Origin of the sequence: Mycobacterium appelbergii (assembly GCF_032883035.1) — a bacterium.
GTDB classification, from domain to species: Bacteria; Actinomycetota; Actinomycetes; order Mycobacteriales; family Mycobacteriaceae; genus Mycobacterium; species Mycobacterium appelbergii.
In genome coordinates this window covers 36,353-61,215 of the sequence record NZ_JAMQTH010000021.1, presented here as the reverse complement: position 1 = coordinate 61,215, position 24,863 = coordinate 36,353, and the positions used below count along the sequence as shown (strand labels likewise).

The window sequence follows — 24,863 nt, the reverse complement described above, 5'->3', positions numbered from 1 at the left end:
CGACAATTTGTCGCTTTAAAGAAAGTCGGGACACACACCATGCACGTCCTCATTTCGGGCGCCGGTATCGCCGGGCTCACAGGCGCCCTCGGACTCGGTCGGCGCGGCCACGACGTCACCGTCGTCGAATACGCCGACCACTTCCGGCTCGAAGGCACGCCCGTCGACATCCGCGGCGAGGCGATCGAGACCGTGGACAGGATGGGACTGCTCGAGAAAATCCACGCGCATCGGCTCCAGATGTCCGAGTCGAGCCGGTTCGTCGACGCCGACGGCGCGCCCGTGGGCAGGGTTCCTTTGGCGGACAACGGTTCCGACGACATCGAGATCCTGCGCGAAGATCTCGTGCGCATCCTTGCCGACGCGCTGCCGGACGCCGTGACGATCCGCTTCGGCGACTCGATCCAGACACTGACCGACGACGGCGACGACGTACACGTCGGATTCGAATCGGGCCGCACCGGACGGTATGACCTCGTGCTCGGGGCCGACGGCCAGCACTCCGCGGTCCGCAGTCTGGTGTTCGGACCCGAACAGGACTACCTGCGCCACCTGGGTGTGTACTTCGCTCTCGCGAACCTCCCCGCCGACGTGTGGTCCGAGCACGCCAATTCCATCTACAACGTCCCCGACCGGCTGGCCGGCATCTTCCGGTACAAGAACAAGACCGTCGCGGTCTTCGAGTTCCGGTCCGAACCGCTCGACTATGACCACCGCGATCTGGAGGCCCAGAAGCAGATCCTCCTCGACGCGTTCGCAGGCCACAGCTCGTGGAAGATCCCCCAGTTGCTCGACGCGGCGCGCGCCGACCCCGAATTCTTCTTCGACGCCGCGAGCCAGATCCATCTGCCCTCCTGGCACCGCGGCCGCGTCGCCCTCATCGGGGACGCGGGGTACTGCCCGGCCTTCCTGTCCGGCCGGGGCACCTCACTCGCGCTCACCGGAGCCCACTTTCTCGCCGAGGAGCTGCAGGCGGGCGGCCAGGCGCACATCGCCGACCTCACTGCCGCGTTCGAACGGTACGAGGCCCGGCAGCGTCCCCACGTCACCTTCGCCCAGGGGATCGTCGACCGTGGCCGCGACCATCTGCTGCCCGCCACCTGGGCCGAGATCGCCGCCCGCAACACGCGTCTGCAGAGCAGCGGACATCAGTGAACGACACGTGGAGCAGGCGACTCATCGTCTGGGTCGCCGTCCTGATCCTCGCCAACGTCCTCGCCGACATGGCCATCGGCTCACCGATGATGGTGCTGCCCCAGTTGCTGGATCATTTCGACACCGATCAGGCCGCGTGGCTCAATGCCAGCGCGATGCTGGCCGGTGCCATCTGGTCTCCGCTGCTGGCCAAGAGTTCCGACATCTTCGGCAAGCGCCGGGTGCTCGTCGCCACGCTGCTGCTCGCCTGCGCGGGAGCGTTGGTCTGCCTCGCTGCCCCCAACCTCTGGATTTTCCTGGCGGGCCGCATGCTCCAGGGCGCCGCCTTCGCGGCCGTCTTCCTCACGGTGGCCCTCGCCCGTCAGATCTGCACCCCGCGGGTGGCGATGGCCGTGGTCGGACTCGTGACGTCCGGTTCGTCGATCGTCGGAATCCTCGAGCCGTTCCTGATGAAACCGGTCATCGACCTGTTCGGCTACCGCAGTGTGTTCATTGCGGCGGCGCTGCTCGCCGCGGTGGCAGCGCTCTGCGTGCGTGTCATCATCCCGGAGTCGCCGATCCGCAGTCCCGGCCGCATCGACGTAAGCGGGGCGCTCCTGCTCGGCGGCGGTCTCGGCGGGATCCTGGCCTACATCAGCCTCGGGCGGGAATTCGGCTGGCTGTCAGGGAACATGATCGCGTTGCTGGTGGCCGGTGCCGCCGCGCTGGCCGCTTGGGCGTTCTCCGCGCTGCGGAACGACGAACCCATCATCGACATCCGGGCTCTGCACCGCCCCATCCTGCTGACGCTGCTGGCCCTGGTTCTGGCGGCAGGCGCCTTCCGGAGCATGCTGCAACTGACGGGCATCATCGCCCAGGTGCCTCCCGAGGTGGGGCTGGGCTACGGGCTGGGGCACGGAGAAGCCGTGGCAATACTGCTCGCCGCGCCCAATGTCGGCATTGTGATCGGCGGCGTCTGCTCGGGCTGGATCGCGGGCCGGTTCGGTCCCTCGGTGCCGCTCCTCGGCGGCATCGCCGTCGGCGCAGTGGCGACCTTCGCGATGCTGGCGGGTGTATCAGCGCTCCCGCTGGCGGTCGCCTGCGGCACCATGCTCGGTATCGCGGCGGGGGCGATCGGCGCGTCCGGGTACAACCTGGCGACCGATCTCGTAGCACCCGAGCGACAGGGGACCATCGCCGGCCTGGTGTCCGTCGTACTCGCCCTCGGATCGGTCGTCGTCAATGTCGCCGGAGGCGAAGTGCTCAAGGCCACCCAGGTACCCGGCGCCTTCGTCGACGGTGCCCCGGTGAGCACGGCCACCGGCGTTCACCTCTACGTCCTCATGGCCGCGGCGCTCTTCACCCTCGCCGCGCTGCCCGCAATCACGCTGGCGCGTGAGTTTTACCGGGGCAGAGCCCGCATCGCGTAGCGGATGCTCAACAGCGCCGCCGTGGTGGTCACCACGAACAACGGCCAGCCCATCGCGATACGGGCCACCGCCAGGAGGTTGGTCTGGTCGGTGTCATAAAGGTGGTTCTGTACGGCGAACCGGGAAGCCGAGGTCACTGCCATGACAAGGGTGACGAGTGCGAATGCCCGACGCACCCGGCGGACCCGGCGCCAGCTGTCGTCACGACCGGTAGCCCACGCCCACACCACTCCGACGAGCGGGCGCCCGATCAGCAGCGAACCGGTGAACACCATGGCCATCACGAGCGAGATCCAGATGCCGGGCAGGTAGAAGTCTTTCGTCCTGCCGGTCGCGAACACCAGCGCCGCGCACAGTGCCACGCCGGCGAACCCCAACAGGGCTGGGCGCGTGGATTCTCGCCGTGCGATCTGCCAGATCAGCACGATCGCGGCAGTGACCAACGCCGCGACGACTGCCGGTATCCGCCCGAACGCTGTCGAGGTGAATGCGAAGGTCGTCACCGGAAGCGACGACGAGATGAGTCCGCGGACACCGCCTGTGCGGGCGAGCAGGCCGTCCAACGGCGAGTTCGTCATGCCCACCGAGAGTACCGAGCGGCGCTGGGTAGGCGTGGTTGACTCAGAGCTCATGACGCACGTGCGGGGGCAGGTCTGGCGGTCCGGGCAACCCGTCGACGAATTCACGTTCTCGGGGATCTCGGACCACCTGGACAGCGAGGACACCCTGCTATGGGTCGATATCTACGATCCCGACCACGAGACACTGCGCGAGCTGGCCGAGGAACTGCGACTCAATCTCTGGGCGGTCGAGGATGCCATCGCTCCCAAGGAGCGCACGAAAGCCTCGGTCTACCACACCCATACGTTCTTCACGGTCTACGCCGTCGACATCGCCGCTACCGATGACGACACGGTCTCGGCGTTGGTCAAGCACCGCATCTCGGCGTTCGTCCTGCCGCGCGGGCTGATCACCGTGCGGCTCCCGTCTGTCGATACCCCGGCCGCCGAATTTGACGCCGATGACGTGTCGCGGCGCTTCGACGAACTCGGCGGCCAGGAATATGGCGTCGGGGCTCTCGTGCACGGCTTGCTCGACGTCGTGGTGGACGGGCATTTCGACGCCGTCCAGGCCCTCGATGACGGCATCGAATCTCTCGAGGACGAGTTGTTCGCCGATGGTGGGCCCCGGCACGGCCTGCAGCGGCGCACCTTCCGCTTCCGCAAGGACCTGGTGGAGCTGCGGCGCGTGGTGCTGCCGATGCGCGAGGTGGTCAGCACCATCCAGCACCGCCGCCTCGACGCCCAGATCTCCCCCGAACTCGACCCGCGCTACGCCGATCTGTACGACCACGTGCTGCGCGCGTCGGAGTGGACCGAATCCCTGCGCGACATGGTCACCACGGTGTTCGAGACCAACCTGTCGCTTCAGGACGCGCGGCTGAACACCGTGATGAAGAAGCTCACCGGCTGGGCCGCGATCATCGCGGTGCCGACGGCGATCACCGGGTTCTACGGCCAGAACGTCGTGTATCCGGGGATCAATACCGTGGTGGGCTTCGTCGCCAGCTCAGCACTGATCGTCGTCCTTGTGATCTTGCTGTACATCATGTTCAAGCGGCGCGACTGGCTGTAGCGATTCAGTGCTGAGCACACCGCTCAGCCCCAGAGGGGGCACGCGGCATGGCCAGGCGCGGATGCAAGACTCTTCCAATGATCATCGGGATACCCCGCGAGTCTCTACCGGGTGAGACGCGCGTCGCCGCCACACCACAGACCGTCGGGCAGCTGATCAAGCTCGGATACACCGTTGTCGTGGAATCCGGGGCCGGCGCGGCCTCCAGTTTCGCCGACGGTGCCTACGTCGCGGCCGGCGCCGATATCGGCCCGGCGTGGGACGCCGATGTGGTGCTCAAGGTGAATGCACCGGAGGATGCCGAAATCGCCGCCCTGCGTGACGGCGCGATGCTGGTCGGGTTGATCTCGCCCGGGTTGAAGCCCGAACTGGTCGAGAAGCTGACCACCCGCCCCATCACGGTGCTGGCCATGGATGCGGTCCCGCGTATTTCGCGGGCCCAGTCGCTGGATGTGTTGTCGTCGATGGCCAACATCGCCGGGTACCGCGCAGTGGTGGAGGCCGCGCACAGTTTCGGCCGGTTCTTCACCGGTCAGGTGACCGCGGCGGGCAAGGTGCCCCCGGCCAAGGTGCTGGTGGTGGGGGCCGGTGTGGCCGGTCTGGCGGCCATCGGTGCGGCAGGCAGCCTGGGCGCGATCGTGCGGGCCACCGATCCGCGACCCGAGGTCGCCGATCAGGTCAGGTCCCTGGGCGGGGAGTACCTGGCGGTGGACCCGGCGGCGGCGGAGGTGTCGGCCACCGGCTACGCCAAGGAGATGGGCGAGGACTACAAGGAGCGCGAGGCGGCGCTGTACGCCGAGACGTGCAAGGACGTCGACATCATCATCACCACCGCACTGATCCCGGGGCGCCCGGCGCCCCGCATCATCACCGCCGAGATGGTCGCGTCGATGAAGTCGGGCAGTGTGATCGTCGATATGGCCGCCGCCAATGGTGGAAACGTCGAGGGCACCGTCAAGGATCAGGCCATCGTCACCGACAACGGCGTGACGATCATCGGCTACACCGACCTGGCCGGGCGACTGCCCGCCACCGCATCCCAGTTGTACGGCACCAACCTGGTCAACCTGCTCAAGCTGCTGACCCCGGAGAAGGACGGAAAGGTCGTCCTGGACTTCGACGATGTGGTGCAACGGTCGATGACCGTGGTCCGCGACGGCGAGTCCACCTGGCCGCCACCGCCGGTGCAGGTTTCCGCGGCCCCGGCGGCGCAGCCCGCCGCGACCCCGGTGGCCAAGGAAGAGAAGCAGCCGATGACCACCGGGCGCCGCCTCGGGGTGACCTTCGCCGTCGCGGCGGCCATCTTCGCGCTGATCGCGATCTCACCCGCGGCGCTGCAGGTCCACCTGACGGTGTTCGCCCTGGCGATCGTCATCGGCTACTACGTCATCGGCAATGTGCACCACGCGCTGCACACCCCGCTGATGTCGGTGACCAACGCCATCTCAGGAATCATCGTGGTGGGCGCACTGCTGCAGATCGGCCACGGCAACCTGCCGATCACCGTGCTGTCCTGCGCGGCGATCCTGCTGGCCAGCATCAACGTCTTCGGCGGCTTCGCGGTCACGCGCCGCATGCTCGCGATGTTCTCCCGCAGCTAGAGCCTGCCCCCACGAAACCCCCTGGAACGGATTCCATGCTCACCTTAGAAAACGTTGCCACCGCGGCCTACGTCATCGCAGCCCTGCTGTTCATCCTCGCCCTGGCCGGCCTGTCCAAACACGAGACATCGCGGGCCGGCAACACGTTCGGCATCGTCGGCATGGCGGTAGCCCTGATCGCCACGATCGCCCTGGCCTTCGACCGCGAGATCGAACCGCTGGGCCTGGCCCTGCTGATCGGGGCGATGATCATCGGCGCCGCGATCGGCTTGTGGCGCGCGCGGGTGGTCGAGATGACCGGCATGCCAGAACTCATCGCCCTGCTGCACTCTTTTGTCGGCCTGGCCGCGGTGCTGGTCGGCTGGAACGGCTACCTGCACGTCGAAAACGACCTCGCAGGCGCCGAGGCCGCCACCCTGAGCGGCGAAGGCATGCTCGGCATCCATTCGGCCGAGGTGTTCATCGGTGTGTTCATCGGTGCGGTCACCTTCACCGGGTCGATCGTGGCCAACCTCAAGCTCTCGGCCCGGATGAAGTCCGCGCCCCTGATGCTGCCGGGCAAGAACTTCCTCAATGTCGGCGCGCTGGTCGTATTCGCCGCGCTGACGGTCTGGTTCGTCATCGAGCCCCACCTGTGGCTGCTGGTCGTGGTCACCGTGCTCGCGCTGCTGCTGGGCTGGCACCTGGTGGCCTCCATCGGTGGCGGCGACATGCCCGTGGTGGTCTCGATGCTCAACAGCTACTCCGGCTGGGCCGCAGCAGCCTCGGGCTTCCTGCTCGGCAACGACCTGCTCATCATCACCGGCGCACTCGTGGGCTCCTCCGGTGCCTACCTGTCCTACATCATGTGCAAGGCGATGAACCGCTCCTTCATCTCGGTGATCGCAGGTGGCTTCGGCATCGAGGCCGGCCCCGCCGAGGACAAGGACTACGGCGAGCACCGCGAGATCAACGCCGAGGGCGCCGCCGAACTGCTCAGCCACGCCGACTCGGTGATCATCACCCCCGGCTACGGCATGGCCGTGGCCCAGGCCCAGTACGGCGTCGCGGACCTGACGCGCAAGCTGCGCGAGCGCGGTGTCAACGTGCGCTTCGGCATCCACCCCGTCGCAGGCCGCCTGCCCGGCCATATGAACGTGCTGCTCGCCGAGGCCAAGGTCCCCTACGACATCGTGCTCGAAATGGACGAGATCAACGATGATTTCGACGGCACCTCGGTGGTGCTCGTGATCGGGGCCAACGACACCGTCAACCCTGCCGCCGCCGAGGATCCCGGCAGCCCGATCGCCGGCATGCCGGTGCTCACGGTGTGGAACGCCGATCACGTGATCGTGTTCAAGCGCTCGATGGCCTCGGGCTACGCCGGTGTGCAGAACCCACTGTTCTTCCGCGAGAACACCCAGATGCTCTTCGGCGACGCCCGCGACCGCGTCAACGACATCCTCGCGGCACTGCCTGTCGGGGAACGCGTCTAGCCTCGAATAGAAACTAGGATGTCCAACTATGCCGGTGGACCGCCTCCTCCCCTCAGATGAAGCGCACGAGCTCATCGCACTCACCCGCGACATCGCCGACAAGGTGCTCGACCCGATCGTCGACCAGCACGAGAAGGCCGAGACCTACCCCGACGGCGTGTTCGGGCAACTCGGTGCGGCAGGCCTGCTGAGCCTGCCCCAACCCGAACAGTGGGGCGGCGGCGGACAGCCCTACGAGGTGTACCTGCAGGTGCTCGAGGAGATCGCCGCACGCTGGGCGGCCATCGCGGTCGCGGTGAGTGTGCACAGTCTGTCCTCACATCCACTTCTGGTGTTCGGCAGTGACGAGCAGAAGACCCGCTGGCTGCCCGGCATGCTCTCCGGTGAGCAGATCGGCGCCTACAGCCTGTCCGAACCACAGGCCGGATCCGACGCCGCGGCTTTGAGTTGCAAGGCCACCCGTGCCGACGACGGATATGTGCTCAACGGCGCCAAATCCTGGATCACCCACGGCGGCAAGGCCGACTTCTACACCTTGTTCGCGCGTACCGGTGAAGGCTCGAAGGGCATCTCATGCTTCCTCGTGCCTGGTGATCTCGGCGGCCTGAGCTTCGGCAAGCCCGAGGAGAAAATGGGTCTGCACGCAGTCCCGACCACCTCGGCGTACTACGACAACGCCGTCCTCGACGCCGACCGGTTGATCGGCGAAGAGGGCCAGGGGTTATCGATCGCGTTCTCCGCGTTGGATTCCGGCCGGCTGGGTATCGCCGCGGTGGCGGTCGGGATCGCGCAAGCGGCGCTCGACGAGGCGGTCCGGTACGCCCATGAGCGGACGACGTTCGGCCGCAAGATCATCGATCACCAGGGCCTCGGATTCCTGCTCGCCGACATGGCGGCCGCAGTGATCAGTGCCCGCGCCACCTACCTGGATGCCGCCCGCAGGCGCGACCGTGGCCTGCCCTACTCAGCGCAGGCCAGCGTGGCCAAACTGCTCGCCACCGACGCCGCGATGAAGGTCACCACCGACGCCGTGCAGGTGCTCGGCGGTGTCGGCTACACCCGGGACTTCCGCGTCGAGCGATACATGCGGGAGGCCAAGATCACCCAGATCTTCGAAGGTACCAACCAGATTCAGCGCCTGGTCATCGCCCGCGGGCTGAATTCCTGACGGCCTACGCCGATGGCCGATATCCTGCCGCAGAGTTCCGCAATTGCCAGATCTGGGCCGGACACAAGATGCCGACCGCGTTGGTGACGACATAATTGGCCGCCTGCTCGTCATTGGGCCTGACATCAGCCTTCACGTCAGTCATGACGGAGCTGTATGGCTCACCCCGAGCTACCTTGTCGCAGATCGCATAGCCATAGCCGATCGCATCATTGTTGGGAAAGTCGAAGTGTCGCCGCACTATGACGTCATAGGTGTATTCCACCTCGGGGCCGGGGACGGCATGGGCTGCTGGCGCCCAGGCGACGCCGGCAAGGGTCGCGACGGCAAGGGTCCTGCCGATCAGTGCGTAGCGAAGGGTCATGTCCGGCTGCTCCTAGCTGGTCGTTTCGATACTGGTGTGGCGTTCGGATCACGAAGCGGACGGGCCAACATGGCGAGCAGGCCAAGACAGAAATACGCAAAGCTTGCGAACAGCAGCCATCTCAGTCCGAGTTCGGCGATGCCGGCTTTCGCGGTCACAATGACTGCCAACGGAATACATGCCGTCGGAGGATGTATGCGGCCAAGGGGCGTCACGGCAACGACAGCGCTGCCCAGCGAGGGACCGAGCAGGGGCGGAAGACCGCACAGGTGGCCACCGACCGACACGACGACCGAGATGAACAAACCAGCCGCATAGCACTTGGCGATTCGCCGAAGATCCACCGCACGTCGCGCCGCCGCATGGAACACGATCGCAACAGTGCTGGCAATTGCCGAAAACGCGAACGGCTGATCGAGACGCACTCCCAACCAAAACGCCAGACCGATGACGACGATCACCATGAACGTCCGTTGGGCTGCCGATACGCGATAGAGCCCGTTGATGCGTGGCGGCGCAACGGATTTCATCAGACTGAACACCGTTGACAGGTGCGATTCACCCGCGCGCATGTCGCGACTGCGTCAGCACCTTCGCTCGCTACCGGGTGCGCCGCAGGCGGCAAAAATCGATTTTCACTGCCGATGGGCCGACACAACCCGTCGCAGGCGAGCGTTCTCAACATGGGAAGCCAACCCATTCGTGTTGGCTTGCCTGAATATAGACCGGGTCCGCGGCTACCATCCCCAACGCTCTCCTCTCGCCATTTAACCGACTATATGATTATGATCGATTATTCTAGCCATGTGGGAATTCACGTGGACCGAGAGGAGTAAACGCTGTGCGTATCGCAAACGTCGACGGTCGGCTGACCTTGGTCGAACGGCAAGGTTTCGTCGACGTCGAGAAGTCATCGGGCGGACAGTTCGGGTCCTCGCCGCAAGATGCTTTCGACGACTGGGCGTCGTTGATGCAATGGGCGACCACCCGCGACGTGAACAACGACGTGTTATCACCCCGAACCGACGAAGCTCCACTGCTTGGCGCCCCCGTACCGTTCCCACGGCAGGTGTTCGCCGTCGGCCTGAACTACCGGTCGCACGCTACGGAAGCGGGCATGGCACTCCCGCGACAACCGCTCGTTTTCACGAAGTTCCCGTCGTGCATCGCCGACCCCGTGTGCAGCGTCGTGCTACCCGATGGCAATGTCGATTGGGAAGCGGAGCTGGTCGTAGTGATGGGCCGAACTGCACACAAGGTGGCCGAACACGACGCTTGGGCCTATGTCGCGGGTCTCACGGTGGGACAGGACCTATCGGAACGCCAACTTCAGCTCGCCGGCGACGCGCCGCAGTTCTCGATGGGGAAGTCCTTCCCGAGTTTCGGTCCGATAGGTCCCCACATCGTCACGGTCGACGAGTTCGATGATCCTGACGACATCGAGATCTCATGCAGGTTGGAGAGCGGAGAGCTCCTCCAACAGGGCCGCACATCGGACCTGATTTTCCCGATCGCAACTCTGATCGAGAATTTGTCGTCGGTGTGCACCCTGTGGCCCGGTGACTTGATTTTCACGGGGACGCCTGCGGGTGTTGGCGCCGTGCGCACCCCGCCGAGGTTTCTGAACCCCGACGACGTACTCATCACATCGGCCGAGAACATCGGCGAGCTGAGGACGACGTTTTCCTGAACAGAACTGCCCCAACAGAAAGGCACACTGCGAAATGACAGCCGATGACAGTTACACCGAGCCTCCTGCCCGACTTCTCAAGGACGGCCTTGGCGGGATGGAGGCGATCGGCGCCGGGGCACACGAGTTGCCGCCCGTGGCAGCCTTACTCGAACAACTGCGCGAGGTAGAAGCACCCGAGCCCGATGCTGATGGGGATGTCGAGCACCTCGGCGCGGTCGCCGTGACGCATCGATTCATCGACGCCCCCGGGGACAGTGAAACCGTGCGTTGGCACCTCGTCGAGGCAGGCGAAAGGAGCGCTCCTACTGTCGTCTTCCTGCATGGCGTTCCCGACTCATGGTGGGAATGGCACCATGTCATCGAGGCGCTCGGCGATACGCATCACTGCATTGCCGTCGACCTCAAAGGCTACGGCCAGTCCGACAAGCGGACCGGCGACTACCGCCAGTCCGGTGTTGCCACCCAACTGATCGCCTTGTTCGACGAACTCGGACTCGGAGAGTTCAGCCTTATCACCCACGATCGAGGCACTCCCCCAGCCGACCACATCGTGGCCACGCTCGGTGACCGGGTAACCCGATACGGACGTGGGCAGCAACATCTTTGGCATCTCAATCCTATGCTGCACCCCCAGGAGGCGATGTTCACCTCGCCCGCTGCACACCAGATCCTCTCGGATGCCGCGGGTTTCGTGTCCACGGCCTATGCGCTGCTCACCGAACGCGAGGTCGCGATCGATGATCTACGCCGCACCGTTCAGGAGTTCAGCTATCCAGGCATAGCCGCCGCGGTTCCCCGGTACTTCAACTCTTCATCATTCCGACAGGAATGGATTGATCGCAGACACTCACTGATTGATCAGTGGCGCTGCCCCGTCATGCTGCTTCAAGGCGCCGATGACCCGTTGCAACCGAGGGAGTTCTATGTTGATCCGGACGTCCTCCGTCGTCTGCCCGACGGCAGCGGCGTGCACCTGTTCGACGCCGGTCACTTCTGGACCTTCGAAGCGGTTGAGGAGACGGTCGAAGTGATCACCGAGTTTGTCGGTAACCCGTGAACGCAACGAAGCTGGATTGATCGCCCATCCTCTCAAAGTGACCGAGGCCACCGGACATTGTCTGATCATTGCTTTAGAATCGATCACACGTAGGTCTTTCCGGCGATCGTTGCACAATGACGGGCATCGAACCCGGACACACATCATTTGGGGAGTACGGAGTGGCGATCACGCAGACGCGCAGCGGACAGGTTTACGACGCTATCCGCGCTGCTATCCTGGCCGGCCACTTCAAGCCGGGGCAGAAACTCAAGCCCAATGAGTTGCGCGAACAGTACGGCGTCAGTTTGAGTGTGGTGCGCGAAGCCCTGGCGAGGCTGGCTGAGCAACGTCTTGTGCTCAGCCAGCCGAATCGGGGTTTTCAGGTCGTACCCGTCAGCGAGAAGGCGTTACGCGACCTCACCGATCTGAGAGTGATGGTTGAATCATTCGCATTGCGCCGTGCCATTGAGCGGGGAAACGTGGCGTGGGAATCAGAGGTTGTGGCAGCGCATCACACGTTGGCCGTCACACCGACCGACTTCGACGGCAGCAACGAAGTTTGGGAGGAAGCTCACCGTCGCTTCCACTACGCGCTGATCGACGGTTGTGACATGCCTGTCGTCTTGGACCTCTGCTCGTCGCTGTTCGACGCGAGCCGTCTCTATCGACGTCTCACGGCGCCGTGGGTGGAGGGCACTCGCGATATCGCCGCTGAGCACGCACAACTCATGGACGCCGCACTGGCGCGCGACGTCGACGTGAGCTTGGCACTGCTCGAGCTGCACTTCCGAACGACCACGAAGGTGTTGCTTACCGAGTTTCTCCACGTCGAGCCAGACGCCTAGCGTCACTCACCAGCAGTACCGCTTTCTCGCGCGCTCCGCCATATGCCTGCCAGGCGAGTTCCAGATCGTGCAGCGCCGTCGTCGACGTCGCCACCACGATTCGGGCCTCGAGGGTCCAGCGCACTAACGTCTCGTATGCCGACCGCATCGCTTCCATGCCGTAATGCGTTTGCATGAAGCCGGTTACCGAACCACCGCTTACCCTCAGGGGAGCAACCGGCAGTGGTATTTCGGCTCCTGCCCGATCGCCGACCTGTACGAGCCGCCCGCGCGGCGCCAGCGAACGGCAGGCGGCCGCAGCCGGTGCTCCGCCGACATAGTCGATGACGACGTCGAATCCGGCCGGAACGGACGCGCGTAGCTCTTCAGGTGGCGTGTGATCATCGAGCACGATCTGAGATGTAGCACCTTGCGCCGCACACACACTGAGAGCTTCGGCACTTCGCCCGGCGGCAACGATCTGTCCAGCACCGAGCGCGGACGCGCATTGCACCGCCAGCTGACCAACCACACCGGTTGCGCCGAGAATAAGGACGCTTTCACCCTCGCGAATCGCCGCGCAATCCCGCAACGGCATCAACGCAGCCATCCCGCCGTTGCCCAGTGCCGCAGCGCGCGCATCGTCGATTCCGTCCGGCACATCGAGAATGTTGTTCTCTGGCACCAATGTGGTTTCAGCCATCGATCCGTATGGAGGCGTTGGTCGCACGAAGTAGATGCGTTTGTGGCCGTCCACGGTCCCGATGCCCTCAATACCTGCGACGACCGGCAGTTCTTTGGGTGCGAGGGGATGACGGCCTGCAGCGAGCGCAACGTCGATCGCATTCAGCGACGCGGCGCGGACGTCGACGACCACACTCCCGGGTTGAGCGGTCGGGGTGGGAAAGTCGCCGTAGCGCGGGACACCGTACTCGCTGAGAACTGCTGCCTTCATGTGAATTTCCCTCTCGTGATGCTGTCACCGGCTACCCACGCTGCCGACGTCTTGAGTGCCAGCGCCGTCGATGTGACGTCATGAACCCGAACGCCATAAGCGCCCGCCGCCGCTGCCAGAGCAGAGACAACCGCGGTCGCGGCATCCAGATCCCGAGGGGTCACGCCTCCATCATCGGCGGCCAGGAGATTGCGCAGGAATGACTTTCGAGACGCGCCGATCAGCACGCGGTGTCCGATGCCACGAATTTCACCCAGCCGCCGCAGGATCTGCCAATTGTGCCCGGCCGTCTTGGCGAAGCCGAGCCCGGGGTCGATGACGATTCGATCCAAGTCGGCACCGGCACATTCGAATACGTCGAGACGCCGGCGCAGGTCGGTGATCACATCGCCGACGACGTCTTGATACTCCGCATGGCGGGACAGGACGCCGTTGGCCGCCCGCCAGTGACTGAGGACATAGGGGACCCGCGCATCGCTGATGAACGCGGGCATATCGGGATCGGCAAGGCCGCCGCTGACATCGTTCACCCCGACAGCTCCGGCTGCGAGTGCCGCCGCGGCGACTCGACTGCGCATTGTGTCGATCGTGACCGGAATACCTGCCCCGGCCAAAGCCCTGACAACCGTCAGCACACGACGTAACTCTTCGGATTCGGTGATCCGCTGTGCACCCGGTCGGGTCGACTCGCCCCCGACATCGACGACGTCAGCTCCGTGACGGATCATCGACAAGCCGTGCTCGACAGCGTCGTTGACGGCCAGATAGCGTCCGCCATCGGAAAAGGAGTCGGGTGTGACATTCAAGATGCCCATGATCGAACACCCGCCGGTGTGGGGATACACAGGCGACGCGATACTCGTCGGCGCCGAGACACTGGTCATTCGAATATGACCGTTCGATGGCCGTGCAACAGCACCCGGTTCTCGGTGTGCCATCTCACGGCGCGGGCCAGCGCCAGACACTCGTTGTCACGACCCATGGTCGTCACCTCCCCAGCGCTCATCGAATGGTCGACCCTGCGTACCTCCTGCTCGATAATCGGCCCCTCATCGAGGTCGCCGGTAACGTAGTGCGCAGTAGCACCGATGAGCTTCACCCCTCGGTCGTAAGCCTGGTGATACGGACGTGCACCCTTGAAGCTGGGCAACATCGAGTGATGGATGTTGATGGCGCGTCCCTCAAGCGTCTTGCACAGATCCGTCGACAGGATCTGCATGTAGCGGGCCAGCACCGTCAAGTCGACATCGAGGTCGTTGATCAACTCGACGAGGCGGTCTTCGGCCGCCTGCTTGGTCTGCGCGGTGACGGGCACGTGATAGAAGGGCACGTCGTAGTTGTCGGCGAGACCTCCAAGATCAGGATGGTTGGAGACGACCGCGACGACGTCAATGCCGAGTTCACCGGTGTCGGCGCGGAACAGGAGGTCGTTGAGGCAGTGACCGTACTTGCTGACCATGATGATGACCCGTTGACGCAGCGAAGCGTCAACGAGCCGCCAGTTCATCGCAAAGGTTGCTGCCACATCGGCGAATTCGGTGCGCAACGCTTCGATGTCTGTGACGCCGTCATTGCCGCGCGCGAAGTGGATCCGCATGAAGAACACGCCTTTGTCACGATCGACAAACTGTTGACTTTCCACCAGGGTGCAGTTCCGTCTGAACAGAAACTCAGAGATCGCGTAGACGATTCCCATCCGGTCGGGGCACGACAGTGTCAGCAAATAGCCTGTGCGGCGCTGGGTTCCGCTGGGAGGCAATCCGGAAATCGTCATCGTCTGCCCTTCCTGAATGCCGTCGACATGCAATCCCTCGCCGCCGCGACGACATTTCGCATCAGCCACACGTCGGTGACCGGTCCGATGCCTCCCGGTACAGGTGTGATCGCGCGCACGCGATTGAGTACCGCGTCGAACGCAACGTCGCCGACTATGCGCGTCGCACCGCTGACCGGATCGACGTCCAGATTGATGCCAACGTCGAGGACGATCGCGCCGGCGCGAACATGCTCGGCTTGGATCAGTCCGGGCACGCCTGCGGCACAGATGAGAACGTCGGCGCGACGGGTGTGCGCACTCAGGCGCCCAGTGTGACTTGCCCATTCGTCGACGGATTCGACAGCTGCCTGGCGTGCGTATGCCAACGACACAAGCGGTTTGCCCACGTTGTTCGATCGTCCGACGACGACGATGCGAGCGCGATGGTAGAAGCTGCTCTTGCACTCGCCTGCCTGTGTCAGCCACTCGTCCAGAACATGGAACACCGATGCCGCCGTGGACGGGATGTAGCGCGGCACACCCAGGGCCAACAAGCCGGCGTTTTCTGGGTGTACAGCCTCGATGTCCTTGACCTGGGACAGTTCTCGAAACACTTCCGCCTCTGAGATATGTCCGGGGAGTGGTCGGAGGATCAAGATTCCCGATGTCGCCTGGTTGGCGTTGGCTGCCCGCACCGCATCGATGACCTCGTCGCAGCCGACGGTTTCCGGAAGAACGACATCTGTGACGTCGATGCCGAGTTCGCCCCCGATCTTCCTCAACCTGGAGCGGTAAGTCTGCGACGAAGGGTCGTTCCCGACCTGGATCGTGATGAGACCACACGAGATTCCCGAGTCTCGTAGCTCGTCGACATCGCGCGCGACATCGCGCTTGAGCTCATCGGCGATCTTCCTTCCATCGATGACTTCGGCAGTCACGTCCGAACCGCCTCAACCGACAGGCCCATCGCACCGGCTGCCTGGTTGGCGGTACGTACCGCGGCAGCGGCGTCGGCATGTGCTTGCGTCAGCCGGATGTCGTCGTCGCGTGCATTGACGCGGACGAGGACCGCTGCCACGCTTGCCGCAGCGGAAGCGAACACCGAGGCGGCGTACGCATCTGAACGAAGGTGTGGACTACCGGAATTGACCAGCTCCAGTCCGATTTCGGCGATCTCGCGGGCGGCGTCGGCGAGTTTCGACGGTGGGATGACCGCAGCCGCTTTTGCCACTGCCATCGCCTCGCGACGTGAATCGCCCCCGTCGTCCACCGGTATCCGTTGAGCCGCGGCCACCTCGGTGTATGCCCGCGCGTCAGCATCGGCCAAGCTGCAGCATCGATTCCGCAACTCTTCTGCCCGGTCGACCAGCACGCGGTGTCCGGCCGAGTCGGTCGCTGACTTGATGGCGAACCGGCCCGCCATCGCCGCCAATGCTGCGCCCAATCCGGCCACCACGCCTGCCACCGCACCGCCGCCCGGCACGGGACTGTCATCCGAGACCATCTCCGCGAAAGCAGATACGGATACCGCGAGCAATGGGCCTTCTGACGTCGTCACCGCTGTCCGTTCGTGGCCAGCCAATCGACCGTCAGATCGACCTGATTGAACGAGAACATGTGCAAGCCCTCGATATTGAGGCTTTCCAGATCGGGTGCGGATACGATGTCGCCGACAAGGTGCGCGGGCTCATACGCGCGCCCCAGAAGCAGATTCCCGACGATGCCGTGCTGCTTCGTCAGGAACTTCACCGACGAGCCGACTCCGATCTTGAGGCTGAGCTCAACCAACTTACGGGCTTGCAATGGCGCCGCAAGACCTATCCGCAACGGCAGGTCGACGCCGAATTCCCGTGTTTCCCTGGTCCAGTCCAGAAGCGCAGCAGAATCGAAACAAAGCTGGCTCACCATGTAGTGCGCATACTCCTGCTTACGCACGAGAGCGTCGATCAGGGCGTCCTTACTGATGTGTGGATGCCCCTCCGGATAGCATCCGACTCCGAGTCGGACGAACGGATGTTCAATGTCCTGCAATGCGCGCAGCACGTCGTAGGCCTCGCCAAAGGGTCCCCTCGGCGTCTCGCCGTCTCCCCCGATGACATACAGGTCGTCGACTCCGAGATCGGCGAGACGACGAACGAATTCGCGCAACTCCTTCTCATCGCTGATCATTCGTGCCGCGAGATGCGGGACAACTCGATGCCCACTGTGGCGCGCTGCAGCCACGTGTTCCAGGGTGCGGTCCAAACCGAACTTCGGAGAGCAGGTGATGGTGATCGGCGTGGTGGCCGGCACCATCCGCACCTTCTCCTCGGCCCCCCGTAGCGGTATCACCTCGATCGCAGCGGCTTGCACGAGCGATTGCAGATTGCCTGCGGTACTTGCGTGGGGTTCGGGCTGGAAGCCATTAGCGGTCACGTTCTACCGAGTCGCCTTTCCTTTTCGGCACCACTGGGATGTGCGGCCCAGCTATTTACTGCGCCAGCGATTGAGAATCGGGTGTGGCAGTGCCACAACGGGATACTGGTTACGATATTCGCGTCGCGGTCCACCGGCAAAGCCGAATGTCGACAGACGGAAGTCCACTTTCCGACGGCTCTCTCTCGCGAATTGGCTGGCGCTTCGCCATTCTCGGATAGCCATACGGCAGCAACCGACATAGCGTGATGTGACGATGAAGGTGGGCCCGGTGACCCGTGACGATCGATCTGTAGGAGCCCTGCCGTGGGCACGTCTCGATGACTTCTCGTCGGGAACGGCTGCGATATACCCGTATTTCGAAGAGCAGATCTGTACCGGCCGCCCCGACGAGGTCATCGATTGCTTGACCGAGGTCGAACAGGCCAGTGCGAGCGGGCGATGGGCCGTCGGCTTCGTGAGCTACGAAGCGGCCGCGGGTCTCGACCCCGACCTTTCGGTGACGGAGGCCCGCTGTTCATCAGATTCCGTGGCAGATCGCTTGCCATTGGTGTGGTTCGGTATCTCCGACCGGGCTCCGCGTATGGATGGCATCGTGCAACGTGCAGATGCAGACGGTTACTGGGCCGATCGGTGGCAGATCCGTGAAACCGAGCAATATGCGGGAGCGTTCAGCGAAGTCAGAGCGGCCATCGCCGCCGGGGACACGTATCAGTGCAATCTCACCTCGCGCGCGACATCGGCCATCCGAGGCGACACCCTCTCGTTCTATGCCGATCTGTCGCATGCTCAGCAGGCACGGTATTCGGCCTACATCGATCTTGGTTCCGATGTCATCGCCAGCGCGAGCCCCGAGCTGTTCTTCCAATGGGCCGGCGATCAAGTCCACACTCGGCCGATGAAGGGAACCGCGCGCCGCGGTGCAACCGTGGAACAGGATCAGCGCCAGCTCAGTCGATTACTCGCAAGTGAGAAGGAACGCGCCGAGAATGTCATCGTCGTCGACCTGCTACGCAATGATCTGAGCCGGATCGCCGTCCCTGGATCCGTAAAAGTACCCGCTTTATTGACAGCAGAACGCTATCGCACTGTCTGGCAATTGACTTCGGATGTCACGGCCCGGCTCAGGCCAGGATGTGGATTTGTCGACATCATGCGCGCGTTGTTTCCGTGTGGATCCGTCACTGGCGCACCCAAAATTGCGACGATGGAACTTATCCGACGTCTCGAGGGGCGTCGGCGAGGAATATATTGCGGGTGCATCGGCACTGTGGCGCCGGCCGGAAGCGAGATTCGGGCGCAGTTCAACGTCGCGATACGCACAGCGCACATCCACCGCGAATCGGGGCGGTGCGAGTACGGCGTCGGGAGCGGTCTTACCTGGGGCAGCACTCTCCAGGAGGAGTTCAGCGAACTCATGGCGAAGTGCGCGATACTGCCGTCGCCGCGGGAGCGCAATGAACCGGCCGTTATGCCGGTCGCGGTGCCTCACAGAGAATCCGGGTCCGCTTCATGATCGTGCGGGCGACGTTTGGCTCCCGTCGTCCCAAGCCACAGGCGGCCGCGATGTCGACCCGACCGTGTCGTGCCGACTCGACCAAGATCAGAACGTCGCGCAGTTGGTCTTCGGACAACCCTTCGTGGACGAAACCGGCAACGAGACGGGTCAGCGGAGGTAACCGGAGATCGCTCAAAGGCGCGTAATAGGTGGCATCCAGCGACGGCGGTTCATCACCCGCGGCGAGCGGCAGGTGCACATATTCGAGCGAAACAGTCGACGGCCAACTAGCGACAATGGCGTTCGTGAGTGCCACCGCCGCCGCGCAATCCCGTAGTCCCGTGATGAACGAGTGATTGCCCAGATCCCCGTAACACAGATGTATGCCGAAGCGCGTACCCGGTGACACTGAACGCGTCAATTCGACAGCCATTCGACCCATCCATCGAGCCACTGCCGGCCGGATCAGCCGCGGAGATCGGGCCACCGCGACCAGCTCCGCCGGAATCTCGATCTGGAATATCACATCGCCGGCCCGTTCTGATCTGATGGCTGCGATTTCACGTGCAGTCGCCACATTGAAAGGCCCCCGATGGCGCAGCGCCCCCGTCCACCCTTGTGAGAACAGGGTCAGGTCGAACGCTGAAACCACACCGACTTGGAGGGGCAGTCCAACAAGGTCTCGTGTTGACGCAGCTGCTTCGATCACCGGCCGGCTGAGTTGAAAGGCGTCGTAGTAGCCGAGCGCCAGCGAGTCCGGGTCAACGCGCATTCGCCGTCGAACCCGGTATTCGGGCACGTCGTCGTATCCCGTCCATCGTCCCGCCTTCTTCAGCTGGAAAGCCGGATTGGAGCTGAGCCGATCGATGATCGCTCCCACCCACGCCTTACGCTCACCGGTCTCACCGTCGGGTACGGCGATCAGCAACGATCCCATCTCGTCCATGGCACACCGCACCGCATCGTCGGTGTCCGCGGCCGGAATGCTGCCAACTAGGAGGCTCTTTCGATGCACGGTCATTGTCCCAGCGGAGTCGTACTGACCGTGCAGCGAATTTCCTTCTGCACGTGTCCCTGATCCACATAGGACTTCGTGGTGCCGCCGTTTGGCTCACCCCAGATAAGGGTGAGCTCCTTGCCGTCGACTGCATCGGCTTCGTCGACCATGCCGATCCCACTGGGCTTGCCGATGTTCACGGTGTAGCCAATCCAGTTGGCGAATCCGACCGGGCGGGTGTCGTCGTATACCGCGTCATACTGGAAAACACTGTAATTCGAGTTCGGGAAGCTCATCCATTGAGCGCGCTCCTCGTCTCCCCGCAGATTGCTGGAGATGACGGCCGCAATGTCTTTGTCGTTGAAGCTCAACCACACCTTGCGCTTGTGGGGTAGATCCGCCATGCGTTCCAGGGCTGACCGACCGATGAAATCGTGGTCGAACTTGATCAGGTGTCCATACCCGAGATCCCACGGAGTCACGTAGTAGCCGTCGATCGAATCGGGGACGTAGCTGCCGCCAATTGTCGCCAGCGTCTCAAATCCTGGCGCCGCCAGCCATTCTCGGTACGGTTTCATCACGTCACCGGAATAGATCGCCGGCACGGGTAGCGCGATCCACCCTGACTCCAGACACGTGCTGGGGTAGGCCGCAGCACCTCCCTGACGCATTCCGAACTCCTCGCCTGCCGTGAGGAGCGCCCCGAGTACGCGACCGGCGTCCTCGACAGGACCCCACAGCTCGAGGCCCGTCATTTCCTGACCCGGCACTCCTGCCATGGTGTGGTTGAGCGCGTGCACGCGGCAACCCGCGATTTCGAAAGACCCGATATTGAAGAATTTGATCCGATCCAGCGGTCCATTGACGGCCTTTTCGAGGACCTTTTGGGTAAGCGGACCGTTGAGCTGATAGCGGAAGAACCGCCGGGTGCCCTCGCCCATCGGTGCCGAGGGATCCTCGGATATCTCGACGTCGTACTTGCCTTGTTCGGCTTGGAACCGCACCCAGTTCGCCGCGCAGGGCGTCCCGACGAGGCTGGCCCGGTCGTCGCCATGTGCGAACAGAATGGCATCCGCGATGACGTATCCGTCTGGATTCACGGCGACGAACTGCTTGGCCTTGCCTTTGCCGAATCGGGCGAAGCTGTTGATTCCGGTATCCGACAGCAGCTTGTAGGTATCGGGGCCTCGGAACGTGGTGTCCCACATGTGGTGTGACTGGTCGAAGAGCGTCACGGTTTCTTTCCAGGCCCGCTGCTCGTCACGCCAGTTGGTGAACTGCTCCGGAAACGCGAAGGACGGATAACATATCGGGCCGTTTCGAAGCATTTCGGCCGGATCACCCGCCCGCTGTAGAACTGCTTCGAGATTCAGGGACATCCGAGTAGCACCTCTCCACGATTGATGGTGTCGACCGCCGGCGGCGATGTTCTCTTGGTCGACCCGAAACCCGACGCTAACTGTCGCCGGATCGCGTGAGCGATCCGATTTGCGCAACGCGGCGTCCGCATCTCGCCGACCTGCTGATGTATGGCGGGCACGGGGCTGCCGATTGTCCGATTCTCGAGGATTTCTGGCCGATAATCGCCACTTTGACGACTCACCCCAGCACCCGCTTGCGCGGGCATAAACTGCGCGATAGGGGGTTGCCACGGCCGCCCCGGCCACCGTCGCAACAAATGAGGTAACAGACCCGTGCAGTCCGCCGAAGCACCTGACGAACCACTGAGCGAATCGCTGAATGCTGTCTCCATCGGCGGCCGCGAAGTGCTTTCGAGGCAGACGGTGGCCGGCTTCGACACGTTCATCGCTCGGGATCGTGACTCGGCCCAGGAAAAAGCCACGCGCGTCCTGTCGCCCCACCGGCTCACCCTGCAGGACCCGAGGAGCGACATGGAGGCCGTGTTCCGTATCGGGCCGTACGGTGCGGTCAGCATTTACATGGTTCAGTTCGGTGCCGATGTCACGATCGACCGTCCCGCGCAGAGCAATTACATGTGCGTGATGATTCCGTGCCGTGGACGGCTCGATGGACGTCATCAGCGCCAGGACTTCTACGCGCCCTCCGGCACCTCCACCGTCGTATTGTCCGAAGGCGATCCCGTCCACATGAGGTGGGACCGTCAAGCCGCCGTTATCGCGCTTCGCGCCGAACTGGAGCCGCTGACCGAGCGGCTCGTAATGCTCGCGCCCGAGACGCGAGTACGCAGCCCGCTTCGGTTCGATCCCCTGGTGTCGTCGGGTCCGGTACACCAGATTCTGGTCGGCACAATGCAATTGCTCGCTCAATCGGCGGCAACTGGTGCAGGATCGGGACCGAGCAGGGTGGCTCTGCGTCTCGCGGGCAATGCACTCGACACGCTGCTTCTCGCGCTGCCACACAACTATTCAGCGGCGCTGAACGAATCGACACCGCCGATATCTCGGCGCGCTGTCAAAACCGTAGTCGATCACATCGCCAATGAGCGCGAACCCGAGTACGCCGTCGGCGACTTGGCGAAGCTGGCCGGAGTGAGCCTACGGACGCTGGAAGCCGGCTTCCGGGCTGAGTTGGATTGCACACCACTGCAATACCTACGCAGAAGCCGACTCTCCAAGGCCCACGCGGAGCTCGCGGCGCTGGATGGCGCCTCAGGTGTGACGGTCGGCAAAGTTGCCGCACGGTGGGGGTTCTTTCACATGGGCCGATTCGCGGCGGCTTTCCGCGAACAATTCGGGATGTCACCCTCAGAGGTCCTCCGCGCAAACTGAGGTCTTACCTGCCGCACGGCGCGAGCGCGTCATCTTCCGGCAGGGCTGCCCTCGAAAAGTGCACAGGCCGGTGCGAATTCTGGATCAGCGTCGAGGCACGGTCGCAGTAGCTTGAGTGGCGCGCGTCCATTATCCAGCAACGGTTTCCGACAGCACCGAGTCGAAATCGATTGTCGAGATCAACCACCGACGCCGGTTGCTATTGACGAGGAGAATCGAACAAGAATATGAGCGCTGAGAACCCGATGAGTGACGCAAGAATGCCCTGGGAGCAACTACGCCGCACCGGACAAGAAATGGGTCTGTTGGCGTTGAAGCTCTATGTCATTTCGTCCAAACCCGTAGCTGGTCTCGGTCCGATCCTCGATCTGCTGGAACCGCACGTCGCATACCAGACGCAGCTCGAGCGAGACGGAGTGATGTTCGCCGCTGGTCCATTGGCCAACGATGACTCATCCGAATGGCTCGGCGAAGGACTCTTCATGTATCGCGCCGAGTCCATCGACCAGGCTCGCGAGATCGCACAAGCAGACCCCATGCACCGCAATGGGGCTCGCGAGTTCACCGTGCGCGAGTGGATGCTGAACGAAGGGACCTGCTCGGTGCAGGTCTATTTCTCGGCAGACATCAAGCCACGAATCAGCTGACTGCCGGAGCAAATCTCTGGTGTTGACGCACGATCACGATGTTCCACGAAAAACCCACCACTACATTTGATGAAAGGTTGAAAGTACATGCAGACATTGGAAGACAGGATTCAGCAGTACGGAAGCGCCGTGAAGATGCTTCGGTCTTCTCCGCTGGGCCACTGGGTATTTCCGTTCCGTCCACAATTCACCAACTGGCGGGATGAACAACAGGCGTGGGCCGACAGCGTCGTCTTCTTCGATCAGTCCTTCCACATGGACGATCGTTACTTCGAGGGAAGCGACGTCAAACGCTTGTTCTCGGATGTGGCGGTCAATGATTTCTCCCGATTCGGCAAGAACAAGGCCAACCAGGTGATCGCCGTCACGCCGGACGGCAAGTACATCGGCGATTCAATCTGCTTTGGCTTCACCGAGAACCGGTACAGCATCGTGGGCGGCCCGATCCTGGCCAACTGGCTTGAATACAACGCCCAATTGGGCGACTACGATGTCGAAATCACTCTTGACCCTCGGACGGAAATCAATCCGCAGGACCGCAAGCTCTTCCGTTTCCAACTGCAGGGGCCGAAGGCGCTCGATGCCATCCGGCGGGCAGCAGGCGGGACGATGCCGGACATAAAGTTCTTCAACATCGGCGAGTTCGAGATCGCTGGCGTACCCGTGCGCGCCCTGAACCACACCATGGCGGGCGTACCCGGACACGAGCACACCGGTTTGGAGATCACCGGTGATTTCGCCCAGCACGGCGTCGTCCACAGCGCAATCATTGAAGCCGGACGGGAATTCGATCTGCGCGAGGGCGGCTCGATCGCATATCCCACGACGTGTCTTGAATCGGGCTGGGTGTCGATTCCCGTTCCTGCGATCTATTCGGGGGATGGCATGAAGGCCTACCGGCAACATCTGTCAGCGGAAACGCTCGAGGGTCACGCCAGCCTCGGTGGCAGCTTCCTGTCCGACGACATCGACGATTACTACTACACCCCATGGGATCTGGGAGTAGGCCGGACCGTCAAATTCACCCACGACTTCATTGGTCGCGAAGCGCTGGAACGCTCGGTCAATGAGCCGAAACTGCGGAAAGTTCGCCTGGAATGGAACAATGATGATGCGCTGAGGTTGATGGGGCGCAGCCTTTTCGCCGATGACTCGACACGAGCGAAGTACATGAACCTGCCGCTGTCGACCTACACCATCTATCAGGTCGACAAGGTGATGGCTGGTGATACCGTGGTCGGCCGCAGCGAGTACTCCGGTTACCTGGCTACCGCCAGAAAGTTTGTGTCCATCGGACTGGTGGACGAACAACATGCTGTGAACGGGACCGAACTGACCCTCGTCTGGGGTAATTCCGGAGACAACCCGAGTGTCGAGAAGCACTCACCATGCGAGGTCCGGGTGACGGTCGACGCCAACGCCTTCCGCTGACTACTTGCGAATCTGAAGGACACTGCCGTTGGCGGGGAGGCTGATGCAGCC

The 24,863-nt window shown here is 63.3% G+C and carries 24 protein-coding genes; 13 read left to right on the top strand and 11 right to left on the bottom strand.

Going from position 1 to position 24,863, the window contains the following annotated elements:
* Positions 1-39: 39 nt before the first annotated feature.
* Both M1247_RS34065 and M1247_RS34060 read left to right on the top strand, forming a co-directional pair.
* A complete protein-coding gene (locus M1247_RS34065) occupies positions 40-1,155 on the top strand; it encodes an FAD-dependent monooxygenase (RefSeq protein ID WP_317160863.1) in 1,116 nt (371 codons plus the stop codon).
* The gene (locus M1247_RS34060; RefSeq protein ID WP_317160862.1) at positions 1,152-2,564 is read left to right on the top strand and encodes an MFS transporter; all 1,413 of its coding nucleotides are present in this window, start codon (positions 1,152-1,154) and stop codon (positions 2,562-2,564) included. Before M1247_RS34065 ends, M1247_RS34060 begins: the two co-directional genes overlap by 4 nt.
* Here M1247_RS34060 and M1247_RS34055 read toward each other — a convergent pair.
* Positions 2,537-3,142, bottom strand: coding sequence for a DUF3159 domain-containing protein (locus M1247_RS34055; RefSeq protein ID WP_317160861.1), 606 nt, complete (start codon positions 3,140-3,142; stop codon positions 2,537-2,539). The genes M1247_RS34060 and M1247_RS34055 overlap by 28 nt on opposite strands.
* A 52-nt stretch (positions 3,143-3,194) precedes the next feature.
* Between M1247_RS34055 and M1247_RS34050 the strand changes: the two genes are divergently transcribed.
* From M1247_RS34050 to M1247_RS34035, 4 genes are all read left to right on the top strand, one after another.
* Complete coding sequence (locus M1247_RS34050; protein ID WP_317160860.1) at positions 3,195-4,199, top strand: magnesium transporter CorA family protein; 1,005 nt, start codon at positions 3,195-3,197, stop codon at positions 4,197-4,199.
* A 77-nt stretch (positions 4,200-4,276) separates the two neighbouring features.
* Complete coding sequence (locus M1247_RS34045; RefSeq protein WP_317160859.1) at positions 4,277-5,800, top strand: Re/Si-specific NAD(P)(+) transhydrogenase subunit alpha; 1,524 nt, start codon at positions 4,277-4,279, stop codon at positions 5,798-5,800.
* Between the two features lie 35 nt (positions 5,801-5,835).
* The gene (gene pntB, locus M1247_RS34040) at positions 5,836-7,275 is read left to right on the top strand and encodes a Re/Si-specific NAD(P)(+) transhydrogenase subunit beta (RefSeq protein ID WP_317160858.1); all 1,440 of its coding nucleotides are present in this window, start codon (positions 5,836-5,838) and stop codon (positions 7,273-7,275) included.
* A gap of 28 nt (positions 7,276-7,303) precedes the next feature.
* Positions 7,304-8,443 (top strand): acyl-CoA dehydrogenase family protein, encoded by a 1,140-nt coding sequence (locus tag M1247_RS34035; RefSeq protein WP_317160857.1) that lies wholly within the window; start codon positions 7,304-7,306, stop codon positions 8,441-8,443.
* 4 nt (positions 8,444-8,447) lie between these two features.
* Here M1247_RS34035 and M1247_RS34030 read toward each other — a convergent pair whose 3' ends face one another.
* Together M1247_RS34030 and M1247_RS34025 are read right to left on the bottom strand one after the other, a co-directional pair.
* Positions 8,448-8,807 carry a DUF732 domain-containing protein gene (locus M1247_RS34030; RefSeq protein ID WP_317160856.1) on the bottom strand — a complete coding sequence of 120 codons (360 nt, stop codon included), beginning with the start codon at positions 8,805-8,807 and terminating at the stop codon, positions 8,448-8,450.
* Entirely contained in the window at positions 8,804-9,271 is a 468-nt protein-coding gene (locus tag M1247_RS34025) for a hypothetical protein (RefSeq protein WP_317160855.1), read from the bottom strand. Before M1247_RS34025 ends, M1247_RS34030 begins: the two co-directional genes overlap by 4 nt.
* A gap of 377 nt (positions 9,272-9,648) precedes the next feature.
* Here M1247_RS34025 and M1247_RS34020 point away from each other — a divergent pair, with 377 nt between their 5' ends.
* The 3 genes from M1247_RS34020 to M1247_RS34010 all read left to right on the top strand — a co-directional run bounded on the left by M1247_RS34020 (position 9,649) and on the right by M1247_RS34010 (position 12,384).
* A complete protein-coding gene (locus M1247_RS34020; protein WP_317160854.1) occupies positions 9,649-10,497 on the top strand; it encodes a fumarylacetoacetate hydrolase family protein in 849 nt (282 codons plus the stop codon).
* Between the two features lie 34 nt (positions 10,498-10,531).
* Positions 10,532-11,557 (top strand): alpha/beta fold hydrolase, encoded by a 1,026-nt coding sequence (locus M1247_RS34015; protein WP_317160853.1) that lies wholly within the window; start codon positions 10,532-10,534, stop codon positions 11,555-11,557.
* Positions 11,558-11,718: 161 nt separating this feature from the next.
* Complete coding sequence (locus M1247_RS34010) at positions 11,719-12,384, top strand: GntR family transcriptional regulator (protein WP_317160852.1); 666 nt, start codon at positions 11,719-11,721, stop codon at positions 12,382-12,384.
* Here the strand turns inward: M1247_RS34010 and M1247_RS34005 are convergent.
* The 6 genes from M1247_RS34005 to M1247_RS33980 all read right to left on the bottom strand — a co-directional run bounded on the left by M1247_RS34005 (position 12,350) and on the right by M1247_RS33980 (position 17,369).
* Positions 12,350-13,318, bottom strand: coding sequence for a quinone oxidoreductase family protein (locus tag M1247_RS34005; RefSeq protein ID WP_317160851.1), 969 nt, complete (start codon positions 13,316-13,318; stop codon positions 12,350-12,352). The genes M1247_RS34010 and M1247_RS34005 overlap by 35 nt on opposite strands.
* Positions 13,315-14,133 carry a dihydropteroate synthase gene (folP, locus tag M1247_RS34000; RefSeq protein WP_317160850.1) on the bottom strand — a complete coding sequence of 273 codons (819 nt, stop codon included), beginning with the start codon at positions 14,131-14,133 and terminating at the stop codon, positions 13,315-13,317. The genes M1247_RS34005 and folP overlap by 4 nt, the downstream gene beginning before the upstream one ends.
* Before the next feature lie 65 nt (positions 14,134-14,198).
* Positions 14,199-15,092, bottom strand: a complete 894-nt coding sequence (purU, locus tag M1247_RS33995) for a formyltetrahydrofolate deformylase (RefSeq protein WP_317160849.1) — start codon at positions 15,090-15,092, stop codon at positions 14,199-14,201.
* The gene (locus M1247_RS33990; protein ID WP_317160848.1) at positions 15,089-16,012 is read right to left on the bottom strand and encodes a bifunctional 5,10-methylenetetrahydrofolate dehydrogenase/5,10-methenyltetrahydrofolate cyclohydrolase; all 924 of its coding nucleotides are present in this window, start codon (positions 16,010-16,012) and stop codon (positions 15,089-15,091) included. The genes purU and M1247_RS33990 overlap by 4 nt, the downstream gene beginning before the upstream one ends.
* A complete protein-coding gene (locus M1247_RS33985; RefSeq protein ID WP_317160847.1) occupies positions 16,009-16,632 on the bottom strand; it encodes a cyclodeaminase/cyclohydrolase family protein in 624 nt (207 codons plus the stop codon). Before M1247_RS33985 ends, M1247_RS33990 begins: the two co-directional genes overlap by 4 nt.
* Complete coding sequence (locus tag M1247_RS33980; protein ID WP_317160846.1) at positions 16,629-17,369, bottom strand: methylenetetrahydrofolate reductase; 741 nt, start codon at positions 17,367-17,369, stop codon at positions 16,629-16,631. Before M1247_RS33980 ends, M1247_RS33985 begins: the two co-directional genes overlap by 4 nt.
* Positions 17,370-17,760: 391 nt before the next feature.
* On the opposite strand from M1247_RS33980, the gene pabB reads away from it, so the two are divergent.
* Positions 17,761-19,005 carry an aminodeoxychorismate synthase component I gene (gene pabB / locus M1247_RS33975; protein ID WP_317160845.1) on the top strand — a complete coding sequence of 415 codons (1,245 nt, stop codon included), beginning with the start codon at positions 17,761-17,763 and terminating at the stop codon, positions 19,003-19,005.
* Here the strand turns inward: pabB and M1247_RS33970 are convergent.
* Positions 18,959-20,008: a hypothetical protein gene (locus M1247_RS33970; protein WP_317160844.1), complete on the bottom strand. Its 1,050-nt coding sequence runs from the start codon at positions 20,006-20,008 to the stop codon at positions 18,959-18,961. The genes pabB and M1247_RS33970 overlap by 47 nt on opposite strands.
* Entirely contained in the window at positions 20,005-21,363 is a 1,359-nt protein-coding gene (locus M1247_RS33965) for a hypothetical protein (protein WP_317160843.1), read from the bottom strand. The genes M1247_RS33970 and M1247_RS33965 overlap by 4 nt, the downstream gene beginning before the upstream one ends.
* Positions 21,364-21,678: 315 nt before the next feature.
* On the opposite strand from M1247_RS33965, the gene M1247_RS33960 reads away from it, so the two are divergent.
* The 3 genes from M1247_RS33960 (at position 21,679) to M1247_RS33950 (ending at position 24,812) form a co-directional block, all read left to right on the top strand.
* A complete protein-coding gene (locus M1247_RS33960) occupies positions 21,679-22,734 on the top strand; it encodes an AraC family transcriptional regulator (RefSeq protein ID WP_317160842.1) in 1,056 nt (351 codons plus the stop codon).
* A gap of 227 nt (positions 22,735-22,961) precedes the next feature.
* The gene (locus tag M1247_RS33955) at positions 22,962-23,381 is read left to right on the top strand and encodes a YciI family protein (protein ID WP_317160841.1); all 420 of its coding nucleotides are present in this window, start codon (positions 22,962-22,964) and stop codon (positions 23,379-23,381) included.
* A gap of 87 nt (positions 23,382-23,468) precedes the next feature.
* A complete protein-coding gene (locus M1247_RS33950; protein WP_317160840.1) occupies positions 23,469-24,812 on the top strand; it encodes a hypothetical protein in 1,344 nt (447 codons plus the stop codon).
* Positions 24,813-24,863 lie beyond the last annotated feature (51 nt).